General features: G+C 50.1%; 11 protein-coding genes and 1 tRNA gene. 2 read left to right on the top strand and 10 right to left on the bottom strand.

The window, feature by feature from the left end:
- Positions 1–571 precede the first annotated feature (571 nt).
- A tRNA-Gln gene (locus ACSTTO_RS11605) sits at positions 572–646 on the bottom strand.
- A 286-nt stretch (positions 647–932) separates the two neighbouring features.
- On the opposite strand from ACSTTO_RS11605, the gene ACSTTO_RS11610 reads away from it, so the two are divergent.
- Entirely contained in the window at positions 933–1,925 is a 993-nt protein-coding gene (locus tag ACSTTO_RS11610) for an MraY family glycosyltransferase (protein WP_439273808.1), read from the top strand.
- Between the two features lie 32 nt (positions 1,926–1,957).
- On the opposite strand, the gene ACSTTO_RS11615 is transcribed toward ACSTTO_RS11610, so the two are convergent.
- From ACSTTO_RS11615 to puuE, 8 genes are all read right to left on the bottom strand, one after another.
- The gene (locus tag ACSTTO_RS11615; RefSeq protein WP_439273371.1) at positions 1,958–3,823 is read right to left on the bottom strand and encodes a polysaccharide biosynthesis protein; all 1,866 of its coding nucleotides are present in this window, start codon (positions 3,821–3,823) and stop codon (positions 1,958–1,960) included.
- A gap of 390 nt (positions 3,824–4,213) precedes the next feature.
- Positions 4,214–5,035, bottom strand: a complete 822-nt coding sequence (locus tag ACSTTO_RS11620) for a DUF2793 domain-containing protein (protein WP_439273372.1) — start codon at positions 5,033–5,035, stop codon at positions 4,214–4,216.
- An 82-nt stretch (positions 5,036–5,117) separates the two neighbouring features.
- Entirely contained in the window at positions 5,118–5,474 is a 357-nt protein-coding gene (gene uraH, locus ACSTTO_RS11625; protein WP_439273373.1) for a hydroxyisourate hydrolase, read from the bottom strand.
- A gap of 27 nt (positions 5,475–5,501) precedes the next feature.
- The gene (gene uraD / locus ACSTTO_RS11630; RefSeq protein WP_439273374.1) at positions 5,502–6,023 is read right to left on the bottom strand and encodes a 2-oxo-4-hydroxy-4-carboxy-5-ureidoimidazoline decarboxylase; all 522 of its coding nucleotides are present in this window, start codon (positions 6,021–6,023) and stop codon (positions 5,502–5,504) included.
- Positions 6,020–8,401: a xanthine dehydrogenase molybdopterin binding subunit gene (xdhB, locus tag ACSTTO_RS11635; RefSeq protein WP_439273375.1), complete on the bottom strand. Its 2,382-nt coding sequence runs from the start codon at positions 8,399–8,401 to the stop codon at positions 6,020–6,022. Before xdhB ends, uraD begins: the two co-directional genes overlap by 4 nt.
- Positions 8,398–9,879, bottom strand: a complete 1,482-nt coding sequence (gene xdhA, locus ACSTTO_RS11640; protein WP_439273376.1) for a xanthine dehydrogenase small subunit — start codon at positions 9,877–9,879, stop codon at positions 8,398–8,400. Before xdhA ends, xdhB begins: the two co-directional genes overlap by 4 nt.
- 147 nt (positions 9,880–10,026) lie before the next feature.
- Positions 10,027–10,533 carry an ureidoglycolate lyase gene (locus ACSTTO_RS11645; protein WP_439273377.1) on the bottom strand — a complete coding sequence of 169 codons (507 nt, stop codon included), beginning with the start codon at positions 10,531–10,533 and terminating at the stop codon, positions 10,027–10,029.
- Between the two features lies 1 nt (position 10,534).
- Positions 10,535–11,452 (bottom strand): allantoinase PuuE, encoded by a 918-nt coding sequence (gene puuE, locus ACSTTO_RS11650; RefSeq protein ID WP_439273378.1) that lies wholly within the window; start codon positions 11,450–11,452, stop codon positions 10,535–10,537.
- A 180-nt stretch (positions 11,453–11,632) separates the two neighbouring features.
- On the opposite strand from puuE, the gene ACSTTO_RS11655 reads away from it, so the two are divergent.
- Positions 11,633–12,538, top strand: coding sequence for an MBL fold metallo-hydrolase (locus tag ACSTTO_RS11655; RefSeq protein ID WP_439273379.1), 906 nt, complete (start codon positions 11,633–11,635; stop codon positions 12,536–12,538).
- A gap of 32 nt (positions 12,539–12,570) precedes the next feature.
- Here ACSTTO_RS11655 and ACSTTO_RS11660 read toward each other — a convergent pair whose 3' ends face one another.
- The gene (locus tag ACSTTO_RS11660) at positions 12,571–13,449 is read right to left on the bottom strand and encodes a DUF1499 domain-containing protein (protein ID WP_439273380.1); all 879 of its coding nucleotides are present in this window, start codon (positions 13,447–13,449) and stop codon (positions 12,571–12,573) included.
- Positions 13,450–13,599 lie beyond the last annotated feature (150 nt).

Here is a 13,599-nt window from a genome sequence, read left to right on the forward strand (position 1 = left end):
ATCATCAGATAAAACCAATAGGCCTTATCACGCTGCCTCACAAAAGCGAAAAAAAACGCAACAGCAAACGCTCCAAACGAAATGGAATTTGCAACAAATAATGAGTGTGCGTCAAAATTCAAAATATATTGTATAATCATCGACTATCGCTTCCCGGGTCGATAACAAATACCCCCTCCAACAACACATTCTCAAGCTGTTGACAACAACTGACCACAGTTCATTCTATAAAATTTTATTCAATAATTTTATACAGATAGCAGAATGGAATGCGTGTCATTATTTATATAATTATACAGGCAATATTTATTTATCATTTTTAAATAAAAAAATCGATATCCCAGTCAAAAAATGTTTTTTTATTTAACAGAATTTTAAAAGTAAAATATTTTAAAATAAATTTTACATTTATAAAAAATAAAATAAAAAACTCATAAAATAAGATCATTATTTTGTTAAAACAAACTAATTAAATATATTAAAACCGCAATACAGATTATAAAAATTATTTTTTATTCATTCAGTGATAAAAATAAGCTTGCGGAAAAATATGGCTTCTTACGGAAAAATATGGCTGGGGCGCCTGGATTCGAACCAGGGAATGGCGGTACCAAAAACCGCTGCCTTACCGCTTGGCTACGCCCCAACAAAAAATCAAGAGATTCTTTCGCGGTCGTCCGGCTTATAGCCGCAAGAAATTCATTGTGCAATGCACTGTGAAGAGATTTTTACAATTAAAACAACCAATCCCCAACAGTTGAGCTCAATCTCCGCACCTGCCCTATATGTCTGATCGTGCTGCCTGGCTTCCACACCAAGCGCACAGCAAATTTTCAGCTCACTGCGGTATCAGATGCACAGCCGAAATGGTTTACCAAACCAGTAACAGCTATTAATACTATCATCTCTTTTAATATGGGGTGGTGTTCTTGTTGCTGTTTATGCTGATCTTTATTTCATGTCTGGCGCAGACATGCCTGCTACTCCTGTTGCTCACGCATTTTACTGCGCAAGATTTTCTGGCAGCGGCAATCTCCTCGCGCTCCAATCACAGCACTGCCGCACGGCAATTGGGCGGACTGGCCTATATTCCTATATTCTGCGCGGCAATCACGCTGGCCATGCCGGCTGGTTTGATCCCGCTGCAGCTTGGCGGCAGCCTTGTTTTTTCCTGTCTGCTTTTATGTGTGACCGGTTATCTGGATGATAAGAATGAACTTTCTGTCCGCATCCGCCTGTTCCTTCAGCTTGCAGCCGCAGCCTGCGCATTATACGGACTAGGCGGCCAGTATCGGCTATTGCCGGCTTATCTGCCTTATCCTGCAGAATATTTTCTGCTGATTATTGCCATTCTCAGCTGTATTAATGTTACCAATTTCATGGACGGGCTGGATTGGCTCACTGTCAGCGGCGCGGGCATCCCCTTATTTTTACTGGGCCTGATTGCCGCCTGTTTTTTACAGGATAACAGCATCAGCATTATTGCCTTTGCCGCCAGCGGCGCATTGGCCGGCTTTGCTCTGTTTAACCGTCCGCCGGCACGTATATTTTCCGGCGATTCCGGCAGTTTGCCTCTGGGGCTGATCAGTGCCGTTACCTTGCTGCTCTTTGCCCGGCAGGCAGGCATTATACCTGCTCTTATTTTATCGCTCTATTATATTGTTGATGCCGCCTCAACCATAATGCTGCGCCTTTACAGAGGTGAAAATATTTTACAGGCACATTCTGCCCATGCCTATCAAGTCGCCAAACGTTCCGGCATGTCGGTCTATAAAATTACCGGAAGCATTGCACTGCTTAATCTGGCGCTTGGCACAATCGCGGCCATATTAGTTGCCCTGCCCGACAGGTCAGGCCATATAGCAGGCCTTATGTTTGCACTGCTGCTTACAGGATTATTGATAAAATATTTTCGAAGAAAATAAATGCGCCGGACAAATCTGCCGCAAGATAAATATCAATTGATAAAGCTGAACAACAGCTTTCTTGCCCCTTCCACATCATGATTATCAATCAGCATTTGCAATTGCTGTAGGCGCTCAGGTATTTCGGCGGCTTTACGGCCACGTTTTTCTGCACAAAGAATTTTAGGGTGTTTGGTGCGCAGCGCCTTATCAGGATCATAGAACAGCTCCTCATAAAGCTTCTCCCCCTCACGGATACCGGTTACAGAAATTGCAATGTCCCCGTCAGGATTAGCCTCATCACGCACTGTCAGCCCTGCCATTAAAATCATATTTTCAGCAAGATCGCGAATTTTCACCGGCTCTCCCATCTCAAGCAGCGCCGTATCACCACTGCCGGTAACGGCGCCTGCTTGAATAATCAGCTCAGCCGCCTCCCTGATCGACATGAAATAACGGGTCATCTGTTCATGCGTAAGCGTAACAGGCCCGCCAGCTGCAATCTGCTCGCGAAACAGGGGAACAACAGAGCCGTTAGAGCCCAGGACATTGCCAAAACGCACACAGGAAAAAACCTGACCACTCCCCTTTTTCTGTGCCAGCTCACTATAATAACGCACCACAAGTTCAGCCCAGCGTTTGGTTGCCCCCATCACATTGGCGGGGCGCACGGCCTTATCCGATGAAATCAAAGTAAAACGCGGCACCTGCCTGTTCAGCACGGCATCAGCAACCGCTTTAGTACCCATAATATTATTGAGCATACCCACTACCGGATTCATCTCCACCAGCGGCACATGTTTATATGCAGCGCAATGATAAACAGTATCAATATGATGTGCTGCAATCACCTCCTCAACCAATTCCTGACGCGTCACAGATCCCAGCACAGGCACAATCTCGCAATGGGCCTGCATTTTCAGCTTGCGTTCAAGCTGATAGAGCGCAAATTCGCTGGCCTCAAAAAGCACCAGCCTGCGCGGGTTCCAGTTAATAATGGTACGGCATAATTCACTGCCGATAGAACCACCTGCACCCGTGACCATAATTGAGCGCCCCGCAATCATGGATTGCAGCATTGTCTCATCCGGCGGCACCGGAGAGCGGCCAAGCAGATCATCGATCTCCACTTTGCGCAAAGCACCAAGCAGATATTTGCCACGGGTAAGATCTGCAATCGGCGGCAGAATACTGCTGCGTACTTTCTTGCGCCCCAAAATAGAAATATAGGATTTACGCTCATCTTCAGTCATTTGCGGATCAGAAAACACCACCTGACTGACACCATAATTATCAATAAGCTGCGCCAATGCCGCAGGTGCATAGACACGGATGCCCGCAATATCCATTCCTTGCAGGGATGTTTCACGCCCGATAAATCCGGCAACAAACATATCACTGTGCGCGCGCAATGCTGCCGCAAGTTGCTGCGCGGCCTCGCCTGTGCCGATTATCAGCGCCGCCTCACGCCTTAACTGGCCGGAAGCATCATGCAACAGCCATTTTGCCGTAAAGCGCGAGGCTGAAATAAGAATTGTTGCCACCAGCCAATATATAAGCGGAACAGAGCGCGGCACACCGGTGCCACCGGTCATTTCGGTGAGGAACACAAGCGCAACCCATAAAAGTGCCGCGACAGCAGTGGCCTGAAAAATCGACCAGATCGCCTTTTCCGGCAAATAGCGAATAACCGCACGATACAGGCCATAGCGGATAAAAACCGATACAGCCACCAGAGGCGCTGCCAATATCAAAAATACCTGTTTTATATTCGGTTCAAACAGAACACCATAACGCAAGGCATAAGCCAGATAGACGGCCAGCAATAAAATAAGAATATCAACACAAAGTGTTATAAATTGTTTTGTTATACGTGGGAGTTTTGAAAGCCGGGTCGAAAGGCCTGCAAACAAGATCATGCTTCTTTCTGTCCCCTTTTCCGGCAGTAGCCTTGCATCTCAGTTTTCAGATGAAGCTGCCTTATATATAAAATAACTAATATAATTAATAATTTTAAAATCAGTAAATTAGCAATTCATATTTTATTACTACATTAAAGATTTTATAATCCCCCATTATAAGAATGTGCATTCCCAAACAAAAAAGCCTCCACAGTGACCGTTGTTTCGTTAAGCCACATAGTGCGACTTTAAAGGGGCGTAATGCCGTGGGAATGACGCTTGTGAAATAAACAGGTGCTTGTTTTACAAGCGCCCTGATGAATAATTCAAACTCAATAATAAATATCCGGCCTGCAATGATGATATCACCCCAAGGCCGGATAAAAATCCTGACAAAATTATAAGAAATTACGCTGTTACAGAACTGCTGTCATGTATCCACAGCCAGTTTGCACCATCGGAATAAGCAAGTTTTCCGCCGGTTGGCGTCTCTACAAAAATTATAGAACCGGCACCATGATTTTGTGCTGAGGGCAGAGTTGCAACAGTACAGGCTCCGGGACGAATTGCTCCATCCACATGTAAAGGCGCAGTTGGCCACACAGCACCAACGGCAATATTGCCGCTTGCGCGATCTACCCGCAATGCCTGGCGCCATTGCCCTGCATCATCGGCAACCTTGATGCTGAAATTATTCTCACCGGCAAGACCCATTTCCGCATAGCCTGTCCAGCCGCTTTGAAATAACAAAGTTGCCGCATTCTCACTTGAATTTTTATTGATTTTCAACTGATGCCCAGCACCATTATGGGTGAGCAAAACCGCATCTGATGCCACAGCAAGGCGGTTATAGGTATCGGCCTGCGTATTGATGCCGGCCATTGGCTGCGGATTGAGCAGCATTTGCCACTGGTTGCCGTCAAAGACAAACAGCGCATTCTCATCCGCCACATGCATTATCCAGCCGCGCAGCGGCGTGAAAAAAAACCATTCGCCATCCATAAAAGCTGCAAGATTGCCATCCTGCCCCTGCCACATATCTGCTGCTGTGGCCGCAACCAGATAGCGTGCCCCTTCCTGCGCAGTAACCGGAGGGGAAGAATATTGCCGACTTAAAACCGAGAGATGCAACAGCGCATCAAGAGAGCGCAGTGCCTCATTATGCGTCACGTGCTTCTGCGCCTGACTTGGCAGAATATAAGGCATTTTAAGATTAGGTGTTGTTTCCATATTGTGCTTTTCCCGCTGTTCAAGAACGGGAAAAGTTTAGGAAAGAAACAAGGGAGGGGGATAAATTTTCCCGCTTTATGTATCAGCTGCCGCGATAGGTAGAATAAGACCAGGGGCTAACCAGCAACGGCACGTGATAATTGGCATCCTCATCCGCAATTGCAAAACGGATCGGAATCAAATCAAGAAATGGCGGTTTCGACATATCCGCACCTTGTGAATCAAAATATTCAGCCACATGAAACTGGATTTCATAAATGCCTGCACGCATATCCGTTTCGCCCAATAAGGGCTCATCCGTGCGACCATCAAGATTGGTGGTTGTACGTTTCACCAGTTCCAGCTCACCGCTGCCCTTCACCCGATAAAGTTCAAGGCGCATTGCAGCGGCCGGCTTGCCACGCGCAGTATCAAGAACATGGGTTGAGAGTTTTGCCATAACCACACCTTTTCTGCTGCATATAATCTACAGGCCAAGCATATCCCCCAGACGCAACTCAGCGATACGCGCAATCTGCCGCAGTGCCTCAGAAATTTCCTGTTCAGGCGTGTTTTTCAAGCGCATTTCAAAATTGGCGAGAATGGACAATTTATCATGCCCTTTGCCGTCAAAACCACGAACAGCAAGGATGAAAGGAAAATCAAAACGCTGTTTATAAGCAGTATTCAAGCGATGAAACCGCTCATATTCCGCATCATCCAGCTGGTCTAACCCCGCCCCTTTCTGCTCATTCGTTGATGCATATGTCAAGGTGCCCGCACGCGCCGCCTTGCCTGCCAGATCCGGATGTGCACGGATCAGCGCCAATTGTCTATTGATATCCGCTTGTGTAACTGCCCGCACCATAGCCTGATGCAATGCTGAAACAGAGGCAAAGGGCCGCTTGCCCGCCACAGTTTCAGCAACCCAGGGGGAATGCTCGAAAATACCACCCAGAGCCGCGATAAAATCACCCTCAGGCAGCGTGTTCAACTCCTGCAGATTCATGCCTGCTGTTCCTGCTTATACCGCTCGCGCAGTTTGACAATCGATTTCAGCACAGTTTCCGGCGTGGCAGGCGCATCCAGCTCCGGTGCCCATTGATGATCTGCAATTGAAGCAATTGCATCACGGATTGCCAGCCAGACGGAAATGCCAAGCATCAAAGGCGGCTCACCAATTGCCTTGGAGCGGTATACTGTTTCTTCACGGTTTGGTGCATTTTCCAATATACGTATATTGAAAATTTCAGGAACATCACGAGACCCCGGAATTTTATAGGTTGAAGGGCCAATAGTACGCAATCGCCCTGCCTTGTCCCACCATAATTCCTCGCAGGTCACCCAGCCCATGCCTTGCACAAAAGCGCCCTCAATCTGGCCAAGATCAATTACCGGATTAAGCGGAAAACCGACATCCTGCAAAATATCTGCCCGCAGACAGCGCGTCTCACCAGTCAGCGTATCTACCGCCACTTCGGCAACCGCCGCACCATAGGTGAAATAGAAAAACGGGCGGCCGCGCATTGTCCTGCCATCCCAGTGGATTTTGGGCGTTGCGTAATGAGCGGCTTCAGATAGCTGTACACGTTTTGACCATGTGAGCCTGGCAAGCTCACCAAAAGACATGGATTCATTGCCTGCATAAACACGATTATCCCGAAATATAATCTCGCCCTCATCCAGGCCATAATGCAAGGCAGCAACCTTTGCCATGCGTTTTTTGATTGCCGTTGCCGCCTTAAAAGCCGCCATGCCATTAAGATCAGAGCCGGTTGATGCCGCGGTTGCAGACGTATTGGGCACTTTGCCGGTGGCGGTTGCCGAGATGCGCACCATATCAAGATCAATCTGAAACACCTCAGCCACAACCTGCGCGACCTTGATAAACAGCCCCTGCCCCATCTCTGTGCCGCCATGGTTCAAAAACACCGAGCCATCCTGATAGACATGCACCAGCGCACCGGCCTGATTAAGTGCTGTGAGGTTAAAAGATATGCCAAATTTCACCGGCATCATCGCCAGCCCGCGGCGGATAAGCGGATTGGCGGCATTATAGGCATCAATTTCCGCGCGGCGTTTTTGCCACTCGCTGCTATCGAGCACAGCCTGTGTTACCTGCACCAGCCGGTTATCTTCCACCTTCTGGCCATAGGGTGTCTCATCCCCTGTTTCATCACCATAAAAATTAATTGCCCGCACCTGATTGGGATCAAGCCTTAGCTCACGGGCGATTGTATCAATAATTGCCTCAATTGCGATAATGCCCTGCGGCCCCCCAAAGCCGCGAAATGCCGTGTTGGACACTGTATTGGTCTTGCAGGCATGACCAATAAAATGCGCATGTTCAACAAAATAAGAATTATCCGCATGGGTCAGCGCACGGGCTATAACAGGCCCTGTGAGATCGGGCAGGTTTCCCGCACGGGCGAGAAACTCAATATCCAGCCCCTTGATGCGGCCGCGGCTATCGGCCCCTGCCTGCCAATGCACCACAAAATCATGGCGCTTGCCAGTGGCAATCATATCATCACGGCGCTTGAGGCGCAGTTTACACGGGCGTCCGGTCTTGGCGGCAACCAGTGCCGCAGCACAGGCTATGATGGTTGCCTGACTTTCCTTGCCGCCAAAGCCACCGCCCATGCGCCGCACCTGACATTCCACCGCATGCGCATGAAGCCCCAGCACATGCGCCACGTGATGCTGCACCTCGCTTGGATGCTGTGTTGAGGAATGCACCAGCATATCGCCGTTTTCCTGCGGCCAGTTCTCGCCGGGAATGGCATAGGCAATATGGGTTTCAAGATAGAAATGATCCTGCCCGCCCATGGCAAGGCGGCCGGAAAACCGGTGTTCTGCATTGGCAATGGCTGTGCCGGCATCGCCTTGCTGCACCACCTGCTGCGGTATGACATAGCTTTTGCGGGCATGGGCCTCTTCCACATCCAAGACCGGCGCAAGCTCTTCAATATCCAGCTTCACCAGTTTGGCGGCCTTATAGGCTGCCTCAAAGCTTGTGGCAGCAATCACCGCAATTGGCCGCCCCTGATAATCCAGCAATTCTTCCGCAAAAAGCGGCTCGCCCGGCTGGCCGGGAGAAACATCATTGATACCGGGAATATCATGCGCATCCCATATCCCCACAACACCGGCCTGTGCCAATGCGGCGCTGGCATCCATAGCTTTTAGCCGGCCATGGGCAACCGGCGACAGGATAAAGGCTGCATGAAGCGTATCCGGCAATTCCGGCATATCATCAATATAGGCTGCAGCGCCTGCCACATGGCGGCTTGCAGAATCATGCACAACACCATGCCCGACAATGCTGCGCTCCACTTTATCCAAAGCGCCCTTTGGCGTGGGAAAAGGCTGATTAAGTGCAATCATAATGCCATTACCTCCACCACTTCACCAGCAAGATCACGGCGCAGACGCTCCACCAGATTTTGCGCCACCATCAGGCGATATTGCGCACTGCCGCGCCAGTCACTCAAAGGGTTGAGCTCTGCAGCAACAGCCTGCGCACAGGCAGCAACCGCCGCCTGATCCAGCACCCTGCCAAGCAAAGCCTGTTCAGCACTTTTAACCCGTTTTGGAATTGCCGCCATGCCGCCAAAGGCAATACGGGCATCTGTCACAATGCCATTTTCCCGTGTCAGCCGGAATGCCCCGCAAACGGTGGAAATATCCTGATCATAGCGTTTGGAAATTTTATAAACGCGATAATCCTGCCCTGAGTTGAGTTTTGGCACAGTAACAGAAGCAATCACCTCATCAGCGCGCAATTCCGTTTTGCGGTAATCAAGAAAAAAGTCCTCCAGAGCCAGACTACGGCTGCCATTTGCGTTTGCCAGCTCAATCTCTGCGCCAAGGCCTATCAGGGACGGCGCACCATCACCAATCGGACTTGCCGTGCCGATATTGCCGCCGATTGTGCCCTGATTGCGAATTTGCACAGAACCAAAACGACGCAGCAAAACTGTGAGTGAGGGATAAAAATCACGAATGGCACGCAGCACCTCTGCCCATATTACCGCAGCGCCAAACCGAAAAGAGGTTGCATCCTCACGGATCTCGCGCAATTCGTGCACATGCGATGTCAGGATAACCTCATCCCAGTCTTCATGATAATCTGCCAATGCCACGCCAAGATCAGTCCCTCCTGCCAGCAACAGGCTGTGCGGATATTGCCTGCGCAGCGCCAGCAACTCTTTAAGACTATGTGGCTGATGATAGGTTGAGCCGCCATGGCTGAAACCTGTTTGCGGGCTGATATCCTGCAGGGAACCGCAGGCCGGCATTGCAACCGGTGCTCCGCCTTGCGCTATCACCTTGCGTGCGGCCTCAACAATCGGGCGGTAGCCGGTACAACGGCAAAGATTGCCCGCAAGAGTATCGTGAATCAGCTGATCATCAACCTTGATGCCTGTGCTTGCGCATTCTGCTGCAAGCCCGCTCAGGGACATCACAATGCCCGGCGTACAAAACCCGCATTGTGACGAGCCGTTTTCAGCCATTGCAGCCTGAACGGGATGGAGCTGTGAATTTTTAAGCCCCTCAACCGTAACCAGCGCCTTGCCATCCAGTTGCCCCATTGTCAGGATGCAACTGTTAACAGCGCGATAGCGGAAAGCTCCATCTTCATGATGGGGCTGCAATATATCAGACGCAGTGTCAGCCTGCGCAATCGCCTGCATTTCTGTGCCGATCAACACGGAGCACGCCCCGCAATCCCCCTCTGCACAGCCTTCCTTCGTTCCCTTGAGCCGCGCCTCCCCGCGCAGCCATTCCAGAACCGTTGTATCTGGCCGGACCTGAACATCCTGCCGGTGACCATTCAGAAAAAAACGGATCATCTGTGTCATAGCAACAGATTGTTATGCCTCCGGATGGCCGTCAAGTAGGGCTGTGGCACATGCGGCAAATTAATCTTCTCATGCGCTTTAAAGCGACATTTCAGAGTGATTTATGCCGCTTTTAAACAATAGATATTTGCAATTCACAGCGCCGGATCAGATATTCCGGCCTGAAATAATAAAACTTTGCTGCGGGAAATAATATTCTTCCAGATTATTGCCCGCCCCCCCGCGATCCACAACCAGAAAATCCGATATTTCATCCAGCGCCAAAAGCGGATGATGCCAGATATTGCGATGATAATTTACCCCCTGATGACCCCGCGCCAGAAATGCCACCGGCACCTGAGGAGCATCATGTTTGTCCTCAGCCACCACGACCAGATAATCGCGCCCGTTCAGCGGCATAAAGGCCTGCGATCCCAACGGGTGGCGCTCAACCATTTTGACAGTCAGGGGGAACTCCCATGGTTTACTGCGAAAAATATTGATCAAAACCTGCGGAGCCTCACCAATAATATCGGCTTTTGCCAATGCATGGTGCCGCTCGGTCATATCCCAGTTGATGGATTTCACCTCACCGAGACCTGTTTCAATAATATCGCCAAAAGGTGCAAAATTCTCCGGCGTCAAAGCCTGCACCGGTATTGTGATCTTTTCCATATTACTGCCCTGCCGGTTTGTGATATATGTGCCAGTGACGGGCAATATCAATGCGCTTTGCCACCCATACCCTATCATGGGAAAGCACATAATCCAGAAAGCGCTCCAGCGCCGCCGCACGCCCCGGACGCCCGACAAGGCGGCAATGCAAACCAACAGACATCATCTTTGGCGCACCTTCCCCGCCCTCGCGATAGAGCACATCAAATGTGTCTTTCAGATAATTGAAAAACTGGTCACCGGCATTAAAGCCCTGCACTGTGGCAAAGCGCATGTCATTGGCATCAAGTGTATAGGGCACAATGAGATGCGGCCCTTTTGGCCCTTCAATCCAGTAGGGCAATTCATCCGCATAAGAATCGGCGGAATAGAGAAAACCGCCCTCCTCCATCACCAGACGCAGCGTATTATCAGAAGGTTTGCCCTGATAGATACCATAAGGGCGCTCACCGGTCAGCTCTGTATGCAGGCGTATTGCTTCATGGATATGGCGGCGCTCTTCCTCTTCAGAAAAATCCTTATATTCCAGCCAGCGCAAGCCATGGCTGGCAATTTCCCAGCCTGCTTCTTTCATGGCTGCAACCGCTTGCAGATTACGCTCCATAGCCTTGGTCACACCATAGACTGTCACATCCATCTTGCGCTTGGTGAACATGCGCCATAACCGCCAGAAACCGGCACGCGCCCCATATTCATAAATCGATTCCATATTATGGTTGCGCTGCTGCGGCCAGCTTTGCGCACCAACAATTTCAGATAAAAGACATTCAGACCCCGGATCACCATCGAGAATGCAGCTCTCTCCGCCCTCTTCATAATTGATCACAAATTGCACTGCGATCTGTGCGCCCCCCGGCCAGCGCGGATCCGGCGTATGCCGGCCATAACCAATAAATTCCCGATCACCACATTTTTGCATCACCCGCTCCCCAAAATCTGTTTTCCCTGACTTGATAAAACAACATCTGTTTTGTCAACCACACATTACCGGCGCATATCAGGCACTGTTTTGACATTTTTTTGAGAAGCAGGACAAAAATCATGAAAAGCCCTATAGAATTGCAAACAGATGATTTTGATTGCCTGAAAGCCCCGCAGAATGCCGCTGAAATTTAATACGCAATTTGACCCCGCCTACGGGAGAGCCGTACAGATTGAGCCTGATATTTTTCGTATAACTGTCAATAATGCCAATGCCTTTACCGGTTACGGCACCAACAGCTATATTATTGGCAAAAATCAGCTTGGCATAATCGACCCCGGACCGGATGATGAGGCGCATTTTGCAACATTGCTGCGCATTATTGCCGGCAGGCCGGTCACACATATTTTTGTCAGCCACACGCATCGCGATCATTCACCGCTCAGCGCAAGATTAAAGCGTGAAACCGGCGCAATTATTGTTGCGCAAGGCGTCCATCATGCCGCCCGCCCGCTATTTGCAGGGGAGAGCAATGCACTGGATGCCAGTGTGGATACAGATTTTGTGCCCGATATTTGCGCTGCAGATGGTGAGGTTTTCAGCAATGCCGATTGGTCAGTTGAAGTCATCCATACCCCAGGCCATATGGCCAATCACGCCTGTTTTGCGCTTGCCAAACGCGGCATTGTGTTTTCCGCTGATCATGTAATGGCATGGGCCACCACTATTATTGCCCCGCCGGATGGCTCTATGCGTGCTTATATGGCCTCGCTGGAAAAACTGCTCAAGCGCAAGGATGTGCTTTACCTGCCCGGGCATGGCGCGCCAATTACCAAGCCGCACCGTTTTTTACGCGCCTTGCGCGCCCATCGCAAAATGCGCGAGCGTGCTGTTCTGGAGCGGATTATACAGGGCGATGAAACCATTGCGCAAATGGTTGCCGCCATTTACCGCGATACGGATCCGCGCCTGTTTGGTGCAGCCGGCCTCTCGGTTTTTGCGCATCTGGAAGATCTTATAGCCCAAGGACTGGTGACAACCGATGGCGACCCGAGGCCGGACGGACGCTTTCGCCCTGCCTGATTTCCGGCCAGTTCACTCTTTTTGTTTGCGGATTATTCTTCCGGTGCATCAGGCACAGCATTGCGCATTTCCTGATCAAGCGCATCAAAAAATGTTGTAATCAAACCGGCATTAAACCCCAGATCATAACGCCCGTAACGTGATACAGAGCGCATATCAACCGTGGTTTGCTCTGCTTCGTCACGCAGGCGCACCACAAGATCACTGCGCAAACCAAGGACAGGGCTTCTGGCTGCCGCCTCAACGCTTACATCCATATCTTCGCCAGCCGTGCCAAAAATACCGGTAACTGCCAACCCCTGTTCTTTCAGCACCTTCAATACGGCCTTGAGCACATGATCCTGCGCACTGTCATATTGCCGGCCGCTCACTTCCGGATAGGCAGAAATCTGCCGCAATATATCCGGCACCTCAACATTGCCAAGGCTGTTATATGCGGCCAGATCATCAAGCCCAAACCTTTTCAGCCATTGCATGCGCCAGTCCGGCCAGGCACCGCGAAAATTATCCTGCGCATTGCCCATCACCGTATTAAACAATACCGGTGTTTCAAGATCGGTGGAGATATCATGAATGCGCGGCGTGGCTGCAAGCTGACCGGCCAGCACAATTGGCGGTGCCACAGTCAGCAAGGCAAGAAAGGCCGCCTTTAATGCGCGCCGCCCGCCAATATCGCCGCTGCGCCATAAAGTATAGAATGCCCTTATTGCCAAAAGCAGTGCTGCAAGGGCAAAACAAACAGATAATGCAGTCATAAGGACCAAATCCGGCTGCTCGATAAAACCGAGACGATGGCATGCCAGCGCAACAACCAGCAACACCAGGCCTATATAGGCAAGAGCTGGCGCATATTTTGCCGCGCGTGATGAACGACGACTGACCGGACGCCGGATGTAATAATTATCAAGCATGACGCACCGTATCGCTAAATAATGTCAGGCAAAAGATATCTGCCGATCTGTCGCCCAATGAAAGAAAGCCTCAAAGCGTTTTGGAACATTTGCAAGCCAAAAGCGTCAAGCTTTTTTCTGCACTAATTTAACCGCGAAACACAAAAACGG

This window comes from Pseudochrobactrum albidum, from assembly GCF_051851455.1.
Lineage (GTDB): Bacteria > Pseudomonadota > Alphaproteobacteria > Rhizobiales > Rhizobiaceae > Pseudochrobactrum.

What these genes read in the sequence shown, in the direction of transcription:
- xdhA (WP_439273376.1), bottom strand. Translation starts at nt 9,879, where the DNA reads ATGACACAGATGATCCGTTTTTTTCTGAATGGTCACCGGCAGGATGTT.
- ACSTTO_RS11660 (WP_439273380.1), bottom strand. Translation starts at nt 13,449, where the DNA reads ATGCTTGATAATTATTACATCCGGCGTCCGGTCAGTCGTCGTTCATCA.
- ACSTTO_RS11620 (WP_439273372.1), bottom strand. Translation starts at nt 5,035, where the DNA reads ATGGAAACAACACCTAATCTTAAAATGCCTTATATTCTGCCAAGTCAG.
- uraH (WP_439273373.1), bottom strand. Translation starts at nt 5,474, where the DNA reads ATGGCAAAACTCTCAACCCATGTTCTTGATACTGCGCGTGGCAAGCCG.
- xdhB (WP_439273375.1), bottom strand. Translation starts at nt 8,401, where the DNA reads ATGATTGCACTTAATCAGCCTTTTCCCACGCCAAAGGGCGCTTTGGAT.
- ACSTTO_RS11645 (WP_439273377.1), bottom strand. Translation starts at nt 10,533, where the DNA reads ATGGAAAAGATCACAATACCGGTGCAGGCTTTGACGCCGGAGAATTTT.
- uraD (WP_439273374.1), bottom strand. Translation starts at nt 6,023, where the DNA reads ATGAATCTGCAGGAGTTGAACACGCTGCCTGAGGGTGATTTTATCGCG.
- puuE (WP_439273378.1), bottom strand. Translation starts at nt 11,452, where the DNA reads ATGCAAAAATGTGGTGATCGGGAATTTATTGGTTATGGCCGGCATACG.
- ACSTTO_RS11655 (WP_439273379.1), top strand. Translation starts at nt 11,633, where the DNA reads ATGCCGCTGAAATTTAATACGCAATTTGACCCCGCCTACGGGAGAGCC.
- ACSTTO_RS11615 (WP_439273371.1), bottom strand. Translation starts at nt 3,823, where the DNA reads ATGATCTTGTTTGCAGGCCTTTCGACCCGGCTTTCAAAACTCCCACGT.